This window comes from Streptomyces sp. NPDC014891 (genome assembly GCF_043081085.1).
Lineage (GTDB): Bacteria > Actinomycetota > Actinomycetes > Streptomycetales > Streptomycetaceae > Streptomyces.
Genome location: NZ_JBIBWF010000009.1, coordinates 209,809 through 230,837 on the forward strand (window position 1 = coordinate 209,809; position 21,029 = coordinate 230,837).

20 protein-coding genes are annotated in these 21,029 nt (G+C 74.5%); 10 read left to right on the forward strand and 10 right to left on the reverse strand.

Annotation, left to right across the window (positions count from 1 at the left end; translation table 11 throughout):
• Positions 1–5 precede the first annotated feature (5 nt).
• On the forward strand, positions 6–989 hold the full coding sequence (locus tag ACF09E_RS25535; RefSeq protein WP_392207353.1) for a DUF3068 domain-containing protein: 984 nt from the start codon (positions 6–8) through the stop codon (positions 987–989).
• Here the strand turns inward: ACF09E_RS25535 and hrpB are convergent.
• Entirely contained in the window at positions 973–3,528 is a 2,556-nt protein-coding gene (gene hrpB / locus ACF09E_RS25540; RefSeq protein ID WP_392207355.1) for an ATP-dependent helicase HrpB, read from the reverse strand. The two genes, ACF09E_RS25535 and hrpB, sit on opposite strands and share 17 nt — an antisense overlap.
• A 121-nt stretch (positions 3,529–3,649) precedes the next feature.
• Positions 3,650–4,489 carry a class I SAM-dependent methyltransferase gene (locus ACF09E_RS25545; RefSeq protein WP_392207357.1) on the reverse strand — a complete coding sequence of 280 codons (840 nt, stop codon included), beginning with the start codon at positions 4,487–4,489 and terminating at the stop codon, positions 3,650–3,652.
• Positions 4,490–4,833: 344 nt separating this feature from the next.
• On the opposite strand from ACF09E_RS25545, the gene rpsA reads away from it, so the two are divergent.
• From rpsA to ACF09E_RS25565, 4 genes are all read left to right on the forward strand, one after another.
• Entirely contained in the window at positions 4,834–6,348 is a 1,515-nt protein-coding gene (gene rpsA / locus ACF09E_RS25550; protein ID WP_030325237.1) for a 30S ribosomal protein S1, read from the forward strand.
• Positions 6,349–6,526: 178 nt separating this feature from the next.
• Positions 6,527–7,465 carry a PAC2 family protein gene (locus ACF09E_RS25555; RefSeq protein ID WP_361855220.1) on the forward strand — a complete coding sequence of 313 codons (939 nt, stop codon included), beginning with the start codon at positions 6,527–6,529 and terminating at the stop codon, positions 7,463–7,465.
• Positions 7,466–7,497: 32 nt separating this feature from the next.
• Positions 7,498–8,100: a dephospho-CoA kinase gene (gene coaE / locus ACF09E_RS25560; protein WP_392207359.1), complete on the forward strand. Its 603-nt coding sequence runs from the start codon at positions 7,498–7,500 to the stop codon at positions 8,098–8,100.
• A gap of 49 nt (positions 8,101–8,149) precedes the next feature.
• Positions 8,150–8,518, forward strand: coding sequence for a tetratricopeptide repeat protein (locus ACF09E_RS25565; protein ID WP_148005297.1), 369 nt, complete (start codon positions 8,150–8,152; stop codon positions 8,516–8,518).
• A 63-nt stretch (positions 8,519–8,581) separates the two neighbouring features.
• On the opposite strand, the gene ACF09E_RS25570 is transcribed toward ACF09E_RS25565, so the two are convergent.
• Positions 8,582–8,851, reverse strand: coding sequence for a DUF6343 family protein (locus ACF09E_RS25570; RefSeq protein ID WP_392207361.1), 270 nt, complete (start codon positions 8,849–8,851; stop codon positions 8,582–8,584).
• Between the two features lie 90 nt (positions 8,852–8,941).
• Complete coding sequence (locus ACF09E_RS25575) at positions 8,942–9,280, reverse strand: hypothetical protein (protein WP_361855228.1); 339 nt, start codon at positions 9,278–9,280, stop codon at positions 8,942–8,944.
• A gap of 210 nt (positions 9,281–9,490) precedes the next feature.
• Between ACF09E_RS25575 and ACF09E_RS25580 the strand changes: the two genes are divergently transcribed.
• The 3 genes from ACF09E_RS25580 (at position 9,491) to ACF09E_RS25590 (ending at position 14,521) form a co-directional block, all read left to right on the forward strand.
• Positions 9,491–12,358, forward strand: a complete 2,868-nt coding sequence (locus ACF09E_RS25580) for a DEAD/DEAH box helicase (protein WP_392207363.1) — start codon at positions 9,491–9,493, stop codon at positions 12,356–12,358.
• Positions 12,355–13,623: an SWIM zinc finger family protein gene (locus tag ACF09E_RS25585; protein WP_392207365.1), complete on the forward strand. Its 1,269-nt coding sequence runs from the start codon at positions 12,355–12,357 to the stop codon at positions 13,621–13,623. The genes ACF09E_RS25580 and ACF09E_RS25585 overlap by 4 nt, the downstream gene beginning before the upstream one ends.
• 124 nt (positions 13,624–13,747) lie before the next feature.
• The gene (locus tag ACF09E_RS25590) at positions 13,748–14,521 is read left to right on the forward strand and encodes a chaplin (RefSeq protein WP_392207367.1); all 774 of its coding nucleotides are present in this window, start codon (positions 13,748–13,750) and stop codon (positions 14,519–14,521) included.
• Positions 14,522–14,568: 47 nt separating this feature from the next.
• On the opposite strand, the gene ACF09E_RS25595 is transcribed toward ACF09E_RS25590, so the two are convergent.
• The 3 genes from ACF09E_RS25595 to ACF09E_RS25605 form a co-directional block, all read right to left on the reverse strand.
• Positions 14,569–15,258 carry a DUF2293 domain-containing protein gene (locus tag ACF09E_RS25595; RefSeq protein WP_392207369.1) on the reverse strand — a complete coding sequence of 230 codons (690 nt, stop codon included), beginning with the start codon at positions 15,256–15,258 and terminating at the stop codon, positions 14,569–14,571.
• A 13-nt stretch (positions 15,259–15,271) separates the two neighbouring features.
• Entirely contained in the window at positions 15,272–15,730 is a 459-nt protein-coding gene (locus tag ACF09E_RS25600) for a hypothetical protein (protein WP_392207371.1), read from the reverse strand.
• Positions 15,731–15,818: 88 nt separating this feature from the next.
• A complete protein-coding gene (locus ACF09E_RS25605; RefSeq protein WP_361855245.1) occupies positions 15,819–17,030 on the reverse strand; it encodes a pyridoxal phosphate-dependent aminotransferase in 1,212 nt (403 codons plus the stop codon).
• A 91-nt stretch (positions 17,031–17,121) separates the two neighbouring features.
• On the opposite strand from ACF09E_RS25605, the gene ACF09E_RS25610 reads away from it, so the two are divergent.
• On the forward strand, positions 17,122–17,763 hold the full coding sequence (locus ACF09E_RS25610) for a winged helix-turn-helix transcriptional regulator (protein ID WP_392207373.1): 642 nt from the start codon (positions 17,122–17,124) through the stop codon (positions 17,761–17,763).
• On the opposite strand, the gene ACF09E_RS25615 is transcribed toward ACF09E_RS25610, so the two are convergent.
• Both ACF09E_RS25615 and ACF09E_RS25620 read right to left on the reverse strand, forming a co-directional pair.
• The gene (locus tag ACF09E_RS25615) at positions 17,760–18,173 is read right to left on the reverse strand and encodes a MerR family transcriptional regulator (RefSeq protein ID WP_392207375.1); all 414 of its coding nucleotides are present in this window, start codon (positions 18,171–18,173) and stop codon (positions 17,760–17,762) included. The genes ACF09E_RS25610 and ACF09E_RS25615 overlap by 4 nt on opposite strands.
• A gap of 26 nt (positions 18,174–18,199) precedes the next feature.
• Positions 18,200–18,967, reverse strand: coding sequence for an SDR family NAD(P)-dependent oxidoreductase (locus tag ACF09E_RS25620; protein WP_392207377.1), 768 nt, complete (start codon positions 18,965–18,967; stop codon positions 18,200–18,202).
• 292 nt (positions 18,968–19,259) lie between these two features.
• Between ACF09E_RS25620 and ACF09E_RS25625 the strand changes: the two genes are divergently transcribed.
• The gene (locus ACF09E_RS25625; protein WP_392207379.1) at positions 19,260–19,898 is read left to right on the forward strand and encodes a uridine kinase; all 639 of its coding nucleotides are present in this window, start codon (positions 19,260–19,262) and stop codon (positions 19,896–19,898) included.
• An 85-nt stretch (positions 19,899–19,983) separates the two neighbouring features.
• Here the strand turns inward: ACF09E_RS25625 and ACF09E_RS25630 are convergent, their stop codons facing one another.
• Positions 19,984–20,913 carry a carbohydrate kinase family protein gene (locus ACF09E_RS25630; RefSeq protein ID WP_392207381.1) on the reverse strand — a complete coding sequence of 310 codons (930 nt, stop codon included), beginning with the start codon at positions 20,911–20,913 and terminating at the stop codon, positions 19,984–19,986.
• Between the last annotated feature and the right edge of the window lie 116 nt (positions 20,914–21,029).

Consider the following 21,029-nt stretch of genomic DNA (forward strand, 5'->3'; position numbering starts at 1 on the left):
CGACCGTGCGCCGCCGAGCCAGCCTCGTCCTCCTCGCCCTCGCCGTCTTCTGCGCCACGATGGCCCCGACCCTGCGCTGGTACGCCTTCCCCCGGCTGGCGAAGATCCCGCCGAACCAGTACCAGGAGACCGTCCTGGAGGCGAAGCCCGCGACCCTGCTCAACTACACGACCCTCAAGGCGGAGAAGGTCGACAAGATCACGATCATCCAGACCCTCAAGGGCAACGTGGAGGAGTCGCGGCGCATCGAACGCGACGCCGGACGCGACGTCGTCGTCTGGGACGCCCTCGCCTACATCACCGGCCCCGACGGCAAGATGGTCTCCAAGGTCCCCGAGCGCTACATCTTCGACGCCCACACCCAGGACCCCGTCAACGCCACCGGCGAGTCCGTCGACGGCGACCCGGTCCGGCGCGAGGGCATCGAGTTCAAGTGGCCCTTCCTCACCGAGAAGCGGGACTACCAGTACTTCGACGCCCAGACCCGCACCTCGTCCCCCATCCACTACCGCGGCACCCGCACCTTCCGGGGCACGGAGGTCTACTACTTCGAGCAGACCATCCCCTGGACCGAGGTCCCCATGCCCAAGACCATGCCGGTCAAGGGCATCACCCCGCAGCTCCTCGCCGACTCCGGCCTCACCCGCTGGTACACCACCAAGCGGATGTTCTGGGTCGAGCCGGTCACCGGCGCCCCCGTGAACGGCGAGGAGATCCACAAGGAGGAACTCCGCAACGCCAAGGCCCTCATGGGCCGCGACACCCTCACCGTCTTCGAGGGGCACGTGAAGATGCGCGAGGACTACGTCCGGAGCGTCGGCGAGATGGTCTCCTCCAACCGCCTCACGGTCCTCCTGCTCGTCTCCTACCTGCCCTGGAGCCTCACCCTCCTCGCCCTGCTGCTCCTCGCCCTCGCCCTCTGGCTGGAGGCCCGCTCCCGCCGCCCCGCACCGGCCTCCGCGACCGCCCCGCTCACCCCTCCCGTCTGAGCCGCGCGCTCGTGAACCGCGTCGCCTCCGCCGCGGACGGATCCTCCGGCCACGGGTGCTTCGGGTACCGCCCCCGCAACTCCGCCCGCACCGACCGGTAGCCGTCCCGCCAGAACGACGCCAGGTCGGCGGTGACCGCCGCCGGCCGCCCGGCGGGGGAGAGGAGGTGGACCAGCACCGGGACCCCCGCCACCCGGGGCGTCTCGGCCAGACCGAACATCTCCTGGAGCTTCACCGCGAGCACCGGCCGCTCGCCGCCGTACTCCACCCGGATCCGCGAACCGCTCGGCACCTCGATCCGCTCCGGCGCCAGCTCGCCCAGCCGGCCCGCCTCGCCCGACGCCCACGGCAGCAGCCGCCGCAGGGCCTCTCCGGCATCGATCCGCCCCAGATCGGCCCGCCGGGCGGCCCGGGACAGCTCCGGCTCCAGCCACTCCCCGGCCCGCTCCAGCAGCGCCCCGTCCGTCACCTCCGGCCAGGGGTCCCCCACCTCCCGATGGAGGAAGGCGAGCCGCGCCCGCAGCTCCCCGGCCTCCCGGCCCCACCGCAGCAGCCCGAGCCCCTCGCGCCGCAGCCCGTCGAGCAACGCCTCCCGCACGAGCTCCGGCTCCGCCCTCGCCCCGAGCGGCCGGACCGTCAGCTCCACCGCGCCGAGCCGCTCCACCGACCGCGCGACCACGTCCCCCTCCTCCCAGCGGACCTCCTCTCCTGCCGCCCGCAGATGACCGGCCGCCCGTCGCGCCATGTCCTCGTCCACCACGGCCGCCAGCCGCACCCGCGCCGTCGCGTCCCTGGCGGTGCGGTCCGCCACCGCCACGGCCAGCCACGGCGCGGTCCGCAGCCCGGACCCCTCGCCGAGCCGGGCGCCGCTCCCCGACACCATCAGATAGCCCCCCTGCTCACGCGCCCTCGCCACCCGCTCGGGGAAGGCCAGCGCCGTCACCAGACCCACCACGGCGTCGTCCCCGTCGGCCGGCCCCGCCGGGACGCCCCGGCCGTCCGTGCTCGCCTCCTCCGCCACCGACCGCTCCAGGCGGCGCGCCTCCGCCTTCCACCGCGCGCCGTACCCGTCGGCGCCCCGACGGGCGGCCCGCCAAGCCGCGGCCAGATCGTCCCCGTAGTCCCGCGGCGGCTCCTCGCTGAGCAGCGCCACCACCTCCGCCGCCCGCCGCGCCCCCACCTCGGGCGCGCCGTCCAGCAGCGCCCGGCCGAGCCGGGGATGGAGCCCGAGCCTGGAAAGCCGCACCCCCCGGTCGGTGGCCCGCCCCGCCGGGTCCACGGCCCCGATCGAGCCGAGGACCGAACAGGCCGCCGCCATCGCCCCGGCGGGCGGCGGATCCAGCAGCGCGAGCCCCGCCGCCGTCGGATCGCCCCAACAGGCCACCCTCAGGGCGAAGTCCGCCAGGTCGGCGACCCTGATCTCCGGGGACGGGAAGCGGGGCCTGCCCCCGTCGCTCGCCTCCGCCCAGCAGCGGTAGACGAACCCGAACGCCTCACGGCCCGCCCTGCCGAGCCGCTGGGTCGCGGTCGCCTCGGAGACCGTCACCGTCGCCAGGGAACCGAGCCCCCTGGCGTGGTCCGTGCGCGGCTCCCGGGCCAGCCCCGAGTCCACGACGATCCGCACCCCCGGCACCGTCAGGCTCGACTCCGCCACCGACGTCGCGAGCACCACCCTGCGCCGCCCGCCCGGCTCCGCACCCCGCAGCACCGCGTCCTGCACCGCCGCCGGTGCCCGCCCGTGCAGCTGGAGCACCGCCGCGTCCAGGTCCGCCAGCATCCCGGCCGTCCGCGCGATCTCCCCCGTACCGGGCAGGAAGCAGAGGACGTCCCCCTCGTGCCGCTCCAGCGCCAGCCGCACCGTCGCCGCCACGTGCCGCAGCAGCGCCGGATCCACCCAGGTGCCGTGCGCCGGCCGGACGCCCGACGGCGGCGCCTCGTAGAACACCCGGCAGCCGTGGCCCTCGCCCGTGCTCCGCACCACCGGCGCGGGCCCCCCGTCGTCCAGGGACGCCAGAAGCTCGGCCCAGGCCGCCGCGTCGCTCGTCGCCGACGCGGCGATCAGCCTCAACTCGGGCCGCAGCGCGGCCCGCACGTCCACCAGGAACGCCATCGCCGTGTCGGCGTCCAGATGCCGCTCGTGGCACTCGTCGAGCAGCACCACGTCGACCCCCGCCAGCTCCGGATCGCGCTGGAGCCGCTGCAGCAGGATGCCCGTGGTCACCACCTCGACCCGGGACGACGGACCAGCCCGCCGCTCACCACGCACCGAGAAGCCGACCGCGCCGCCGACCTCCTCGCCGAGCAGCCACGCCATCCGCCGCGCCGCCGCCCGCACCGCCATCCGCCGCGGCTCGGCCACCAGGACCCGCCGCCGCGGTCCCTCCCCTATGAGGCCCGCCAGCGCCAGCGGCACCAGCGTCGTCTTGCCCGTACCGGGAGGCGCGGACAACACGGCCGCACCGCGCCGGTCGAGCGCGCTCAGCAGCTCGGGGACGGCATGGCGGACGGGAAGACGGTCGAGTGCGTCGTTTCGGATCACGCACTCAGTCTCTTACGCCACGCGAGAAGGGCGGGCCGCGTTGTCCACAGGTCCCCTTGTAAGTACGACAAGCGCACCCGAGGGGGCGCCGATCACCGAACCGCCCCCCGGACCCTCCCTCCTACTCCGCGCGCTCGCAGACGAAGATCGCGGTCCCCGGGATCAGGTTCCCCCGCAGCGGGGACCAGCCGCCCCACTCCTGACCGTTCCACTCCGGCCACTCCGGCTCGACGAGGTCGACCAGCCGGAACCCGCCGGCCACCACGTCCCGCACCCGGTCGCCGATCGTCCGGTGGTGCTCCACGTACACCGCCCGCCCCTGCTCGTCCTGCTCCACGTACGGCGTGCGGTCGAAGTACGAGGCCGCGACCGAGAGGCCCTCGGGACCGGGCTCGTCCGGGAACGCCCAGCGGATCGGATGCGTCACCGAGAACACCCAGCGGCCGCCCGGCCGCAGCACCCGCCGCACCTCCCGGAACACCTTCACCGGGTCGGCGACGAACGGCACCGCGCCGTACGCCGAGCACGCCAGGTCGAAGGAGGCGTCCCGGAAGGGCAGCACCCCGGCGTCCGCCTCCACCAGCGGCAGGTCCCCGCCGATCCGCAGCGCGTGCTGGAGCTGCCGGTGCGAGAGGTCCAGGGCGACCGGCCGCGCCCCCTGAGCCGCCAGCCAGCGCGAGCACTGCGCGGCGCCCGCCCCGATCTCCAGGACGTCGAGACCGTGGAGGGAGGAGACCGGACCGAGGAGCCCGGCGTCCTCCTCGTCGAGCCCCTCGGGACCCCAGACGAACCGGTCGTCGCCCAGGAACGATCCGTGATCGCTCTGGTACTCGTCGGCGTTCCTGTCCCACCAGCCGCGGCTCGCCCGGCTGCTCTCCGCGTCCCCCGCGTCACGCCGTGTCGCCTCGGCCTCGTCCTCGGCAGAGGAGGAGGTCACTTCGTGCTCGTACTCTTGGTTCATCTCGCCCGCCGATGTAGTTTGCGCTCAGTGCCGCCGTGCGCGGATCCCGCCGACGCGGCGTGGAAGCCCACACGTTGGTGCCGGAGTTGAGCAGAACTGCCCCGGGTGCGCGCTTCGCGCATTGACCCTGTCCGGCCGCCCCCGTATGCTAAAGGTTGCGCTGCGGGCCTGCGCGCCTCAGACGGAGCAGGCCGCGCTCGTACCTGTTGTATGTCCCCTCGGTTCTCGAGGCTCCTCCCTCACGGGAAGCGGGCCTCATTGGCTGTCCGGCTTCTTGGTGCGATACGGGCTCTCGGCGTAGCAGTACCTACGACTTTCTGTCCGTAACCGGAGCCCTTTCCCACATGACGAGCAGCACCGAGACCACCGCCACCAGCACCACCCCGCAGGTTGCGGTCAACGACATCGGTAACGAGGAAGCCTTCCTCGCCGCGATCGACGAGACGATCAAGTACTTCAACGACGGCGACATCGTCGACGGCGTCATCGTGAAGGTCGACCGGGACGAGGTCCTGCTCGACATCGGTTACAAGACCGAAGGTGTCATCCCGAGCCGCGAGCTCTCGATCAAGCACGACGTCGACCCGAACGAGGTCGTCAAGGTCGGCGACGAGATCGAGGCCCTGGTTCTCCAGAAGGAGGACAAGGAAGGCCGCCTGATCCTCTCGAAGAAGCGTGCCCAGTACGAGCGCGCCTGGGGCACCATCGAGAAGATCAAGGAAGAGGACGGCATCGTCACCGGTACCGTCATCGAGGTCGTCAAGGGTGGTCTCATCCTCGACATCGGCCTCCGTGGCTTCCTGCCGGCCTCCCTCGTCGAGATGCGTCGCGTCCGCGACCTCCAGCCCTACGTGGGCAAGGAGCTCGAGGCGAAGATCATCGAGCTGGACAAGAACCGCAACAACGTGGTCCTGTCCCGCCGTGCCTGGCTCGAGCAGACCCAGTCCGAGGTCCGCCAGACCTTCCTCACGACCCTCCAGAAGGGTCAGGTCCGCTCCGGCGTCGTGTCCTCGATCGTCAACTTCGGTGCCTTCGTGGACCTGGGCGGCGTCGACGGCCTCGTGCACGTCTCCGAGCTGTCCTGGAAGCACATCGACCACCCCTCCGAGGTCGTCGAGGTCGGCCAGGAGGTCACCGTCGAGGTTCTCGACGTGGACATGGACCGCGAGCGCGTCTCCCTGTCGCTGAAGGCGACGCAGGAGGACCCGTGGCAGCAGTTCGCCCGGACCCACCAGATCGGTCAGGTCGTCCCGGGTAAGGTCACCAAGCTGGTTCCGTTCGGTGCGTTCGTCCGCGTGGACGAGGGCATCGAGGGTCTGGTCCACATCTCCGAGCTGGCCGAGCGCCACGTGGAGATCCCGGAGCAGGTCGTCCAGGTCAACGACGAGATCTTCGTCAAGGTCATCGACATCGACCTCGAGCGTCGTCGCATCAGCCTCTCGCTGAAGCAGGCCAACGAGTCCTTCGGTGCCGACCCGGCCTCGGTCGAGTTCGACCCGACCCTGTACGGCATGGCCGCGTCCTACGACGACCAGGGCAACTACATCTACCCCGAGGGCTTCGACCCCGAGACCAACGACTGGCTCGAGGGCTTCGAGACCCAGCGCGAGGCCTGGGAGACCCAGTACGCCGAGGCGCAGGCTCGCTTCGAGCAGCACCAGGCTCAGGTCATCAAGTCCCGCGAGGCCGACGAGGCCGCCGCTGCCGAGGGCGCTGCCGCCCCGGCCGCCGGTGGCAACGCCGGTGCGGGCATCTCGGGTGGTTCGTACTCCTCGGAGTCGGACGACAACTCCGGCGCCCTGGCGTCGGACGAGGCGCTCGCCGCCCTGCGCGAGAAGCTGGCCGGCGGCCAGAGCTGAACAGGCTCTCCGCTGAGCGCTAGCCGCTAGCGAACCGAGGCCCGCTCCACTTCCGGGGGAGCGGGCCTCCGTCGTGTCCCGGGGTCCGCGCCCGCACCCGTACGGAAGATCACGCCGTCCGGGAATGGCCCTGCCGCGCGAGACGTTCCCAGAGAGAACACGAGGAGGAGCGGTAATCGTGCTTGATCCCCAGGATTTGTACGAATGGGACGCCAAGGGCCTGGCCGTCGTCGACCTGGCACTGGCGCAAGAGTCGGCCGGGCTGGTCATGCTGTACCACTTCGACGGCTACATCGACGCGGGCGAGACCGGCGAGCAGATCGTCGAAGGCCTGCTCGACACCCTGCCCCACCAGCTCGTGGCCCGGTTCGACCACGACCGGCTCGTGGACTACCGCGCCCGCCGCCCGCTGCTGACCTTCCGGCGCGACCGCTGGACCGCGTACGAGACGCCGTCCATCGAGGTCCGCCTCGTCCAGGACGCCACCGGCGCCCCCTTCCTCGTCCTCTCCGGCCCGGAGCCCGACGTGGAGTGGGAGCGGTTCGCCGCGGCCGTCCGGCAGATCATCGAGCGCCTCGGCGTGCGCCTCTCCGTGAACTTCCACGGCATCCCCATGGGCGTGCCCCACACCCGGCCCGTCGGCCTCACCCCGCACGGCAGCCGCACCGACCTGATGCCGGGCCACCGCAGCCCCTTCGACGAGGCCCAGGTCCCCGGCAGCGCCGAGGCCCTCGTCGAGTACCGGCTGACCGAGGCCGGCCACGACACGCTCGGCGTCGCCGCGCACGTCCCGCACTACGTCGCCCGCTCCCCGTACCCGGACGCGGCGCTGACCGCCCTCGAAGCCGTGACGGCCGCCACCGGCCTCGTCCTGCCGGCGGTCGCGCACGCGCTGCGGACCGAGGCCCGCCGCACCCAGACCGAGATCGACCGCCAGATCGGGGAGGGCGACGAGGAGCTCGTCGCGCTCGTCCAGGGCCTTGAGCACCAGTACGACGCGGCGGCCGGCGCGGAGACCCGCGGCAGCCTGGTCGCCGAGCCCGTCGACCTGCCGTCGGCGGACGAGCTCGGCCGGGAGTTCGAGCGCTTCCTGGCCGAGCGGGAGGGCGACTCCTGACCCGCCCGGTACAGGCCACTAAGCTGCCGCTCATGCTGAAGGTGGGCCTGACCGGCGGGATCGGCGCCGGCAAGAGCGAAGTGTCACGGCTGCTCGTCTCGTACGGAGCCGTGCTGATCGACGCGGACCGGATCGCCCGCGAGGTCGTCGAGCCCGGAACACCGGGGCTCGCCGCCGTCGTGGAGGCCTTCGGGGACGACGTCCTCACCGCCGAGGGAACGCTCGACCGGCCCCGGCTCGGCTCCCTCGTGTTCTCCGACGCCGACCGCCTCGCCACCCTCAACGCCATCGTCCACCCCCTGGTCGGGGCCCGGTCGGCGGAGCTGGAGGGACAGGCGGCCCCGGGGGACGTCGTCGTCCACGACGTACCCCTGCTCACCGAGAACGGGCTCGCACCGCTGTACGACCTGGTCGTCGTCGTGGACGCCTCCCCGGAGACCCAGCTCGACCGGCTCGTACGGCTCCGGGGCATGGCCGAGTCCGAGGCCCGCGCCCGGATGTCGGCCCAGGCCACGCGCGCGGACCGGCTGGCCGTCGCGGACCTCGTGATCGACAACGACGGACCGCTCGACGCGCTCGAACCGCAGGTGCGGAAGGTCTGGGCCGAGCTGGAGCGGCGCGCGTCGGCGGAATGAGGGTGCCCGGTCCGGTGTTCAAGCACCGGACGAGGGGAAGGATGCCATGGTGGCCGACAGTAATCCGGAAACGCACGTCATCGACTTCCGCGCAGCCGAGCACCTGCTGGCCGCGCGGGACCCTCGTGGCGCGGTGAAGCTCCTGGACTCCGTGATCGCCGCCCATCCCGAGAACACGGCGGCGCGGCTGCTGCGGGCCCGGGCCTTCTTCGCGGCCGCGCAGCTGCGACCCGCGCAGCTGGAGTTCGAGCTGGTTCTGGAGCGCGAGCCGGACAACGCCTTCGCGCACTTCGCCCTCGCCCGCACCTTCGAGCGCTCCGGCCTGACCGCCCAGGCCACCCGGCACTTCCGTCTCGCGGCCGCACTCGACCCCAAGCCGGAGTACCTCCAGGCCGCCGGATTCGACACGGAGAAGTAGCCCGACCGGCCTCCCGGCCCCCGGGGCGCCTCCGTCGCGTCGGCCCTCCGCACCCGTCGGCGCTCAGCGCCGCGGGCCGTCGTGGTCGGGCTCGTACGGCGGGACGTCCCGGCCCGGCTGCCAGTGCGGACCCTGGCGGATGTGGCGCACCACCATCGCCAGGTCGGCCAGCACCACCAGGAACAGCACGCCGCAGGCCGCGGCCCAGCCGGGCCGGCCGAGCAGCGCGAACGCCGTCGTCCCGAAGGCGGCCCAGAGCAGCCCCCACAGACCCAGCCAGAAGCGCATGCGCAGGGGGCTGCGCGCGGTCGCCGGCTCGTTCCCGGAACGCATGACGGTCACCCTCTCCCGTCCGAGCCCCCAAGGGGCTCTTCCAGGGTGGACCCTGCGGCGGGGCGGAGGGAACCGGCGAGCGCGCGGCCGCTAGTGGATCACGTTGTAGCTGCGCCACGGCAGGGCGCCCGGCGCGACCCGGTAGCTGGTGTTCATGGGGAGGTAGATGTTGTGCTTCCCCTTGCAGTCGCGCGTCGGGTACAGCCGGATGTCGACCAGGGTGTTGTTCTCGACCCGGTGGACCCCGCTCGGGGCGAGGAGGCGGTGGCAGCCGTTCACCGAGGGGCTCGTCACGGTCACCACGACCTCGCGATCCGTCTCGTACGAGAGCGTGCCGACCATCGTGCGGCCCAGGCTCGAACAGCCGGCGACGGCGAAGGTGAGCAGCACGGCCCCGGTGGCGGTCGTGAGACGCCGGCGAACGGACATGTCGGTTCCTCTTCTGTCGGAGTCCGGGTCCGCGTTCCCGCACGCACTGCGGGTGCACCCGGTTTCAGGCCACCCTCGCGCCCCGGACGGCCCCTGTCATCCGCTGGTGGGCCGCTCGGGCGAACCCGCCTGGCGGCCGTTGTCAGACCCCCGCCGTAAGGTCGGAGGTCCGGTGGACGTCCGCCGGCCGGAGGGAAGGAGCGCGGAGCCGTGGCACACACCTGGACCAGCGGTGCTGCCGTCTTCCTGCCCGCCGCACTGCCCCGTGAGGGCCGGGTCGCCCTCTGGGCACCCGACGGGGGTGCGCTGCCCGACCCGGCGGAGAGCGGCGCGGAGCGCGCCGAGCTGACCGTCGCCCGGCGGCACGGCAGCGGAGCCCGGAGCCGGTCCGTCCCCGCCCTGGTCCTGCCGGTCGACGCCGCGCTGCCCCGCCTCGTCGCGGCCCGCCGCCATCCGGCCGCCCACCCGGCGACCGCGGCCTGGGGCGCCGCCGCCCTGCACGCCCTGCACCTGGTCGCCCGCGGCCGGATGCTGCCGGGGCTGACCTCCGACGACCTGGACGCCTGGCGGGCCGGCCCCCTGGACGCCGACGACATCGCCCACCTGAGGGCCGTGGCCGCGGCCCTGCCGTTCGAGGGGCACGCCGTCCCGGTCCCCGGGCGCGGACCGCTGCGGCTGCCCGATCCCGAGGCGCTGGTGCGGGCCTTCCTCGACGCGGTCGCCGACGTGCTTCCGCGGACCCCGGCCGCCGCCCACGCGGTGGGGGCGCCGTTCGCCGCGCGGGCGCCCCAGCACCTCCCGCGCGCCCGTGCCTGGGCCGCCGAGGCGGCGGCCGGGATGGACGCGGGCGTCCGGGTCTCGCTCCGCCTGGACTTCTCGCCGTACGAACTGTTCGACGCCTCCCCGGACGCCGGGGCGGACGGCAGCGGCGCCGACGGGAGCACCCGCGGCGAGCGGCACGCCGCCGCCGCGCTCCTCCAGATCCACAGCCTCGCCGACCCCACCCTCGTCATCGACGCCACGGCGCTGTGGGCCGGCGACGGCGAGCACTTCGGGCCCCGCGCCCGGATCGACGCGGTCCTCGCCCTGCGCCGGGCCGCCCGCGTCTGGCCCCCGCTCGCCCGGCTCCTGGAGCGGGACGTGCCCGACGTCCTCGCCGTCACCGAGGACGAGCTGTACGAACTGCTCGGCCCCGCCGCCGCCCGGCTCGCCGACGCCGGGGTAGCCGTGCACTGGCCGCGCGAGCTCGCCCGCTCCCTCAGCGCCTCCGCCGTGGTCAGCACCGCCCACGCCGCGCCCGGCTCGGCGACCGACGGCACCGCGTTCTTCGACAGCGAGGAACTCCTGAGGTTCAACTGGCAGCTCGCCCTCGACGGCGACCCGCTCACCGAGCGGGAGATGGACCACCTCGCCGAGGCCCACCGGCCGATCGTGCGCCTGCGCGACCAGTGGGTCGTCGTCGACCCCGACCTCGTCCGCAAGGCGCGCAAGCGGGAGCTCGGTCTGCTCGAACCGGTCGACGCCCTCGCCGTCGCCCTCACCGGCACCGCCGAGGTGGACGGGGAGACCGTGCCGGCCGTCCCCGTCGGGGCGCTCGCCACGCTCCGCGACCGGCTCCTCGCGGGACCCGAGGACGTACCGGCCCCGCCCGGCCTCACCGCCACCCTCCGCGACTACCAGCTGCGCGGCCTCGCCTGGCTGGACCTGATGACCTCGCTCGGCCTCGGCGGCTGCCTCGCCGACGACATGGGCCTCGGCAAGACCGTCACCCTCATCGCCCTGCACCTGCGTCGTGCCCGGCGTGCCCCCACCCTCGTCGTCTGCCCGGCCTCCCTCCTCGGCAACTGGCAGCGCGAGGTGGGCAGGTTCGCGCCCGACGTGCCCGTCCGCCGCTTCCACGGCGCCGAGCGCGACCTCGACGGCGTCGACGGCGGGTTCGTCCTCACCACCTACGGGACCCTGCGGACGAGCGCCGCCGAACTGGCCGGACGGGAATGGGGGATGGTCGTCGCGGACGAGGCGCAGCACGTCAAGAACCCCTTCTCGGCGACCGCGCGGGCCCTGCGGGAGATCCCCGCGCCCGCCCGCGTCGCCCTCACCGGCACCCCCGTGGAGAACAACCTCTCCGAACTGTGGGCGCTGCTCGACTGGACCACCCCCGGTCTCCTCGGTCCCCTCAAGGCCTTCCGCTCCCGGCACGCCCGTGCCGTCGAGAACCACGAGGAGATCGAGCACGAGGAGGCCGTCGAGCGGCTGGCCCGGCTCGTCCGGCCCTTCCTGCTGCGCCGCCGCAAGTCCGACCCCGGCATCGTGCCCGAGCTGCCGCCGAAGACGGAGTCCGACCACCCCGTCTCCCTCACCCGGGAGCAGGCCTCCCTGTACGAGGCGGTCGTCCGCGAGACCATGGCGCGGATCGAGGAGGCCCGGGGCATCGCCCGCCGCGGCCTCGTCATGGCCCTGCTGACCTCGCTCAAGCAGATCTGCAACCACCCGGCGCAGTACCTGAGGGAGGAGGCGCCGCGGGGCAGCGGCACCGCGCGCCTGGCGGGCCGTTCCGGGAAGCTCGCCCTGCTCGACGAACTCCTCGACACGATCCTCGCCGAGGACGGCTCGGTGCTCGTCTTCACCCAGTACGTGACGATGGCACGGCTGCTCGCCGACCACCTCGCCGCGCGCGGCATCCCGGCCCAACTCCTCCACGGCGGGACGCCGGTGGCGGAGCGGGAGCGCATGGTCGACCGCTTCCAGGCCGGCGAGGTCCCGGTCTTCCTGCTCTCCCTCAAGGCCGCGGGCACGGGACTCAACCTCACCCGGGCCGGCCATGTCGTGCACTACGACCGCTGGTGGAACCCGGCCGTGGAGGAGCAGGCCACCGACCGGGCCTACCGCATCGGGCAGACCCAGCCCGTGCAGGTCCACCGGCTCGTCGCGGAGGGCACCGTCGAGGACCGGATCGGCGAGATGCTCCGCGCGAAGCGGGCCCTGGCCGACGCCGTCCTGGGCTCCGGCGAGGCGGCCCTCACCGAGCTCACCGACCGGGAGCTCGCCGACCTGGTGTCCCTGAGGAGGCCGTCGTGACCACCCCCAGGGGCGCGCGCGGCGCGGTGCCCCGCCGCGACGACCGCCGCCGCAGCTTCCCCCCGGTCGCGCCCCGCGGGGCCCCCGACGGGAGGTTCGCCGCCACCTGGTGGGGGAACGCCTGGGTGGACGCCCTGGAGGACACCGCCCTCGACCCGGCGCGCCTGGCCCGCGGCAAGGCGTACGCGGGGCGCGGCCACGTCGACGCGATCACCGTCACCCCCGGCCGGGTCGTCGCCTACGTGCACGGCAGCAGGCCCCGCCCGTACCGCACCGAGATCAGGATGCGGACCCTCGGCGACGACGGGTGGGAGCGGTTCCTCGACCAGGTCGCCGCCCGCCCCGACCACATCGCCGCCCTGCTCGACAAGGACGTGCCGCACGCCCTGGAGGCGGTCACCGGACTGCTGCCCGCCCCGGGCGACCTCGTGCCCGACTGCTCCTGCCCGGACGACGGCTACCCCTGCAAGCACGCCGCCGCCCTCTGCTACCAGGCCGCCCGGCTCCTCGACGAGGACCCGTTCGTCCTGTTCCTGATGCGGGGCCGGGGGGAGCAGGAACTGCTCGCCGAGCTGACCCGGCGCAACGCCGCGCTGTCCGCGGCGGAGACGACCGCCGCCGCGCCCCCGATGCCGACCGTCCCCGCCCGGGCCGTGCTCGACGCGGCGGACCGGACCGGGCCGGCGCTGCCCGCCCCGCTGCCGCCGCCCGACCGGCCCGGCCGCCCCGCCGTCTTCCCGCCCGACCCGGACGCCCCCGACCCGCTCGCCCTGGACCTCCTCGCCTCCGAAGCGGCCGTCCGCGCCCATGCGTTCCTCACCACCGGGCAGGATCCGGTGGCCGCGCTCACCCCGTGGCAGGACGCCGTGCGGCTGGCCGCCGCGCACCCCGGGTCCGGGCTCACCGCCTCGACCCGGGCCCTCTACCGGGACCTGGCGTACGCCCTGGACCGCACCCCGACCGACCTCGCCCGGGCCGTTGCCGCGTGGCGGCAGGGCGGCGCCTTCGGTCTCTCCGTACTGGAGGAGCCGTGGGATCCGCCGGCCGGACCGTTCGACCGGGCGAGACCCGCCCTGATCGCCGCCGACTTCCCCGCCTTCCGCCCCTGGCGCAACCGGCTCTCCACCGAGTCGCTCCAGCTCCGCCTCGGCCGCGACGGGCTCTGGTACGGCTACGAGTCGGACGCCGGCCGTGAGGACTGGTGGCCGCGCGGCGCTCCCGACCTCGACCCGGTCGGCGCCCTCACCGATCTCCTGGGGCGCTGACCCACACTCGAACGGGGCCCACTCGATGGAGTGAAACCCGTCAACGGCAGGATCCGGCACGTGCGTTTGTCGCGTTGATTCCGGTACGGGCACTTGCCCGCACACCTCCGGAAGGCAGGAAGCCATGAGGCAGATTCGCCGAAGTGGTCTGGCCACACTGTTGGTCACGGGTGGGGCGATCGCCCTCTCGGCCGGCGCGGCGCACGCCGACGCCGGCGCGCAGGGCGCCGCGGCCGGTTCGCCGGGCGTCGGCTCCGGCAACACGGTTCAGCTGCCGGTGCACGTGCCGGTCAACGTCTGCGGCAACACGGTCAGCGTCGTCGGCCTGCTCAACCCGGCCTTCGGCAACGGCTGTGCCAACCGCTCCGCCGAGCAGGAGCCCGACGGCTACGGCTCCGAGGGCGGCTCCCACAAGGACGAGCCCGGTACCCCGCGCGGTGGGGAGCAGGCCGGCGGTTCGCACGGCGGCGGATCGTCCAACGGCGGGGGCTCCACGGCCGAGACGCACGTCGCGGGCTCGCCCGGCGTCCTCTCCGGGAACGGCCTGCAGCTCCCCGTCGACCTCCCCGTGAACGTCAGCGGCAACTCGGTCAACGTGGTCGGCATCCTCAACCCGGTCTTCGGCAACACGTCGGTCAACGGGCCCTCGAAGCCCACGCCGCCGGTCGAGCTCCCGACTCCGCGCCCGGAGACCCCCGTCCGCAACGTGCCGGTTCCGCAGCCCGAGACCGAGACGAAGCCCGTCCCGCTCCCCGCGCCCCAGGGCGAGACGAGCACGGTCGCGCTGGCCTCCACCGGCTCCGAGAGCATCGGCTACACGGGCGCCGCGAGCGCCGCCCTGCTGCTCGGCGGCGCCCTGCTGTACCGCCGCGCCCGCCGCGCCGCGGACCAGGGCTGACGGTCACGCCCCCGTGGCCGGGTCGACGTGGGCCGGCACCCGAGCCGTCAGCCCCGCCCCCGGCCTCCGGCGTCCTCGCCGTCGTGGCGCCAGGCCCGGAGCACCGCCTCGATGGCGGGTGCCACCCTCGTCCGGGCCTGGTGTCGGGGCAGCCCCTGCATCAGCAGGGTGTCGTAGGGCGTGTCGACATGCCGGACCGAGGCGCGCACGGCGGCCGTGACCGCACCGCGGTCGAGCGAGCGGCCGGCCGCCGTGCGTCCCACCCGTCCACTGCCCTTCGCCGAGGCATGGACGGCGACCTCCGTGGCCCGGTCCGCCGGGATGGCGGGGAAGAGCCGGAGGATCTCCGCCCTGAGGACCTCGGTGATCCGCGCGTCGAGCGCCGCGCGCCGTACGGCGTCCCGGTTCCGGCGTCTGCCCCGGGCCTCCGCGTCCGCCAGGCAGGACCGCTCCGCCTCGGCGAGCGCCGCCTCCTCCACGAGCAGGCCCTGGCGTTCGTACCGGGTGCGGCGCCGGTTGTGGCGGACGACCACGGCCCAGAGGACGCTGTTCTCGCGGGCCCGGCGGGTGAGCGCGGTGTCGCCCCGCCGGAGGAAGACGAGATGCCCGAGGTCGGCGCAGTCGAGGCAGACCGGGGAGTTGAACTCGACGATCATCCGCTCCAGGGGCCCCTGCCGGCATTCCGAGCAGCGGCGGCGCTTGAGGGGTTCGACGACCACGGGTGCGACGAGGTCCATGGGGCGGCCCCGCTCAGCGCACGCCGGGCGCGGCCGCGGCGATGAAGTCGGCGAGCGACTCCTTCGCCTCCGCCGAGCGCCGGGCCCGCTCGGTCTCGCCCCGAGCCTCGTGCATGCAGTGGGTGCGCTCGAAGGCGGTCTCGGCCAGCTGCCGGACCCGCGGGTCGTCGCAGACCAGCTGCACGCGGAACAGGGCCTGCCGGGCGGCCGTCCGCTGCCGGTAGGAGGCGTGGCGGGACTCCTCCGCCTCCTCGGATCCCGGTTCCTCGGTGGCCCGGAACCAGCGGTCGTTCTGGCTGTGCCGGTAGTCGACCACCGCGCCCGCGTAGGCGCTGTAGGTCGCGATCCGCTCCTGGCGGAGCTGTTCGGTCCGGGCCAGCGAGGCGTTGCGCTCGGTGGCCTTCCCCTGGAACCAGTGCGTGGCGATGACGCCCAACAGGGTCCCCGCCACCGCTATCAGCGCCACATCCATGACCGGGCGCCCCTCCCGTCCTGCCGCCGTGTCCGTCGGCCCGAAGGATCTTCGGGCCCTCAGATCATGACAGTCGAGGGGCGGCGCGTCACTGCCGGTAGCCGCTGAGAAAGCGGCCGATGCGGCTGATCGCGGCGTCGAGGTCGTCGGCGTGCGGCAGGGTCAGGATGCGGAAGTGGTCGGGGCGGGGCCAGTTGAAGCCCGTTCCCTGGACGACCTGGATCTTCTCGCGCAGCAGCAGGTCGAGGACGAACTTCTCGTCGTCGTGGATCCGGTGCACGGCGGGGTCGAGGCGCGGGAAGGCGTACAGCGCGCCCTTGGGCTTCACGCAGGAGACGCCGGGGATCTCGTTGAGCTTCTCCCAGGCCCGGTCGCGCTGTTCGCGGAGCCTGCCGCCGGGCGCGGTCAGCTCGTGGATCGACTGCCTGCCGCCGAGCGCGGCCTGGATGGCGTACTGCGCGGGGGCGTTGGGGCAGAGGCGCATGGAGGCCAGCATGGTGAGGCCCTCCAGGTAGTTCCGGGCGTGCTGCCTGGGGCCGGTGACGACCAGCCAGCCGGAGCGGAACCCCGCCACCCGGTAGGTCTTGGAGAGCCCGCCGAAGGTGAGGACGACCAGGTCGGGGGCGAGCCGGGCGGCCGGGTGGTGGACGGCCCCGTCGTAGACGATCTGGTCGTAGATCTCGTCGGCGAGGACCATCAGGCCGTGGCGGCGGGCGAGTTCGAAGATGCCCTCCAGGACCTCCGGCGGGTAGACGGCACCGGTGGGGTTGTTCGGGTTGATGACGACCACGGCCTTGGTGCGGTCGGTGATCTTCGACGCCATGTCGTCGAGGTCCGGGTACCAGTCGGCCGCCTCGTCGCACAGGTAGTGCACGGGCTTGCCGCCCGCGAGCGTGACCACCGCCGTCCACAGCGGGTAGTCCGGGGCGGGCACGAGGACCTCGTCGCCGTCCTCCAGGAGGGCCTGGACGGCCATCGAGATCAGCTCGGACACGCCGTTGCCGAGGTAGATGTCGTCGACGTCCACGTCCGGCAGGCCCATGGACTGGTAGCGCTGGGCGACGGCACGGCGGGCGGAGAGGATGCCGCGCGAGTCGGTGTACCCGTGGGCCTTGGGGAGCATCCGGATCATGTCCTGGACGATCTCCTCGGGCGCCTCGAAGCCGAAGAGGGCCGGGTTCCCGGTGTTGAGGCGCAGGACGCTGTGGCCCGCCTCCTCCAGCGCGTTGGCGTGCTCGATGACCGGGCCCCGGATCTCGTAGCAGACCTCGCTGAGCTTGCTCGACTGCCGGAACTCCATGTCCGACCTCCCCACGTCCCCGGAATCAGTGTTGCTTGGTTTTACCAAGTTCGAGCTTGGAAAGTCCAACAACATGTCTAGACTGCGTCGCATGCCACGTCAGCAACGCCGCCGCAGCTACGACCAGCACTGCGCCGCCGCGCGCGCCCTCGACCTCGTCGGCGACCGCTGGACCCTGCTCGTCGTCCGCGAACTCCTCGCCGGACCGCGGCGCTACACCGACCTCCACGCCGATCTCCCCGGCGTCAGCACCGACATGCTCGCGGGCCGTCTCAAGGACATGGAGGGCGCCGAGCTGGTCACCCGCCGCCGACTCCCGCCGCCCGCCTCGGCGTTCGTGTACGAGCTCACCCCGCGCGGCCGCGGCCTGCTGCCCGTGCTGCGCACCCTCGCCGCCTGGGGGGCGCCCGACCTCGGGGAGCCGCGCCCCACCGACGCCGTCCGCGCCCACTGGTACGCGATCCCGCTCCTCGGGGCGCTCGGCGGACTGGGGGCCGGAGTCGTCCAGGTGACCCTGGACGAAGGGGAGTTCTTCGTACGGATCGGCGACGACGGCACCGCGTCGTACGGGGACGGGGTGTACGGCGCCGGTACGGGCGAGGCGCCCGACGCCGGGCTGCGGACCGACGCGGCGACCTGCCGGGCCCTCGCGGACGGGGGGCTGACGCTCGCCGAGGCGATCGAGACGGGGCGCGCGGTGCTGGAACGGCACGCGGCGGCCACCCCGGCCTAGATCTCGTCCCTCCGGACCGCGCCGGGCTCGCCGGGACGGTCCGCAACGCTGGACCGCGCCGGGGCCGGGAGGGAGTCCAGGCGGCGCGCCAGCCGGTTCCGGGCCTCGGTCTGGGCCGCGATCCGGGCGTCGAGGACCGCCAGCCGCTCGCGGGCGATCTCCAGGCCGCGGGGGGACGGCGGGGCCGAGGCCACGTCACCGTCCAGACAGGAACGGAAGGCGGACACGTCGTCCAGGGTGAGGCCGGCTTCCAGGAGGTGCCGGATGTTCGACACGCGCGTCACCGCGTCCGCGCCGTACACCCGGTATCCGTTGGCCGCGCGGTCCGAGGCGATCAGCCCCGCCGCCTCGTAGTGGCGCAGGGCGCGCGGCGACACGCCGGTCCGCCGGGCCAGTTCACCGATGCGCAAGGACGCCACCTCCTCCCGCAGTCGTATCACGCGACCAGCGCACCCCCGTCGACGGGCAGGACGGTGCCGGTCAGGAACGCGGCTTCCGGGGCGGCGAGCGAGGTGATCGCCCAGGCGACCTCCTCGGGCCGGCCGACCCGGCCGAGCGGGGTGTGCGCGAGCTGCCAGGCGCGGAGCGCCGCCCGCCGCTCCGGGGAGAGCCCCATGTGGTCGGCGATCGGGGTCTCGACGGCCCCGGGGGCGACCGCCACCACCCGGACCCCTTCGGGCGCGAGTTCCACCGCCCAGCAGCGGGTCAGCGTCTCCAGGGCGCTCTTGGTCGCCGGATAGACGGAGTTGCCGGGCCAGCCGCGCTGACCGACGGTCGTCGTCACGTTCACCACGACGCCCCGGGACTCCCGGAGCGCAGGGAGCGCGGCACGGGTCAGCAGGACCGGGGCGACGAGGTTCGTCTCCAGGAGCGGGGTGATCACGGAGCGGTCGAGGGTGTCCAGCGGCCCGCCCGCGGCGATCCCCGCGTTGTTGACGAGGACGTCGAGCCGTCCGTGCGACGCGAGCGCGGCACGGACGGTCTCCTCGGGGGCGCCCTCCGCCGTCACGTCGGCGGTGAGCGGGTGGATGCCCGGGTGCCCCTCGGCGGTCTCCCGCAGAGGCGCCGCGCGGCGGCCGACGGCGACGACCGTCGCCCCCTGCCCGGCGAAGGCGCGGGCGGTGGCCCGCCCGATGCCGGTGCCCGCTCCGGTGACGAGGACGACCCTGGCGGGCGCGGTGGTGTGCGTGGTTTCGGTGGTCATGCATCCGATGCTCGAACCATGACGCCAAGGGCAAGGTCAAGCCAGGAGGTACGGCCCGGGGCCGGGGCCGGGGCTGGGGCTGGGGCTGGGGGTGGGGACGCCTGGGGGCGGATCCTGTTGCCCGGCGCCGTCCTCCTTGGCCCGGCGGGCGGTTCGCACCCGCCGGCCCGGCGGCGGCAGACTGACCGGGAGCAGCCCGGCACCACCGTGCGGGCGCCCGCCGAACGGCTCGCGGTACCCCTTGGCGGCCCCGGGGACGACGGCCCGGGGCACCTGCGGGCAGGATGACCGGATGAGCGGAACGCGATACGAGGCGATCACCTGGGAGCGGGTGGCGGAGGCGCTCGCCGGCCACCTCGACGACCCGGCGGCGGGCGGGTCCTGGCTCAAGGTCGGCATCGACGGGCCGCCCGCCGCGCCCGGGGACCGGCTCGCCGGGCTCCTCGCCGAGGCCCTGCGCGGGCGCGGGCGGGCGGTCCACCTCGTGGGCACCGACGGCTTCCTGCGGCCCGCCTCGCTCCGCTACGAGTACGGCAAGCAGGACCCCGACGCGTACTACAGCGGATGGACCGACACCGGGGCGCTGTGGCGGGAGGTCTTCGGTCCGCTGGAGCCCGACGGCTCCGGGCGGGTGCTGCCCGACCTCTGGGACCCGGTGAAGGACCGCGCGACCCGCAGCCCGTACGTGACGCTGCCGCCCGGCGGGGTCCTGGTCCTGCACGGGCCCTTCCTCCTGGGGCACTGGTTCCCCTTCGATCTCTCCGTGCACCTGCGGCTCTCGCCCGCCGCCCTCGCCCGGCGGACCGAGGAGAGCTGGACGCTGCCCGCGTTCGCACGGTACGAGGCGGAGGTCGACCCCGCGGGGACCGCCGACGTCGTCGTCCGGGCCGACGACCCGCGCCATCCGGCCTGGACGGGCCTCGGCCGTTAGCCGGGGCGGGTGCGGGGGGCCGGGCGACGTGCCTCGGGGCGTCGGCCGGGGGACGTACTGAACGGGCGTCGGCCGGGCGCGCCCCTCACCCGTCGGGACCGCCCGCATCCGCCGGACCTGTCGGCGGTCTTCCGCCGACCACCGCGACCGCCTCCGCACCGGCCCGGCAGCCCGCCTCCGCGGCCTTGACGGGGTCCGCGCCCGCGAGCCGGGCCGCCAGGAAGGCGCCGGTGAACGCGTCGCCCGCTCCCGTGGAGTCCACCGGCCGCGCCGCGGGCGCCGCCACGCGCGCGATCACCGCGCCGCCCTCGGCGACCAGCGCCCCCGCCGCCCCGAGCGTCACCACGACCAGCGGGAAGCGACGGCTCAACCCGGCGGCCGCGGCCTCCGGTTCCGCGTGGCCGGTGAGGGCGGTGGCCTCGTCCGCGTTGGGCAGCAGGGTCTCCGCACCCGACGCCGCGGCGAGGAAGCGGTCCGTCCCCAGCTCCGCCAGGAACCCCGCGGACGCCGGGTCCACGCTCACCGGCACCCCCGCCTCCCGGGCGTCCCGCAGCGCCAGCCGGGCGGTCGCGCGGCTCGGCGCGGCGAAGAACAGGTAGCCGGAGAGGTGCAGCCGGGCCACCCCGTCGAGCAGGCCGGCCGACCAGTCGCCGGGGGAGAGGCGCAGGACGGCGCCGCTGTCGGTGAGGAAGGTGCGCTCCGCCGACGCGTCCACGAGCGCGATCACCGTGGCCGTCGCCGCCTCCGTGTCCCGGACGAGCAGGGGCCGCACGGCCGCGCGCCGCAGCGCCCGCTCGTGCCAGTCGGCCGCGTCCGACCCCACCCGACCGAGGACGCGTACGTCGGGACAGCCGGAACGAGCCGCCCAGCAGGCGGCGTTGGCTCCGGCGCCGCCCGGCAGGGTCCGTATCTCCGCGGCCGTGTCGGTCGCGGGTGCCAGCGGAGTGCGGTGCCGGGCCACGACGTCCGTGACCACGTCCCCGACGACGAGCAGCGCACCCGCCGCCGGGTTCACCGGCCGGCCGAGCCGGGGGAGGCGTCCGCCGCCGGCGTTCCCGCGCCCCCAGCCGGCGCGTCGCCGTCCGCGGCCGACGTTCCCGCGCCCGTCGACGGCGTCGCCCCGCCCGCAGG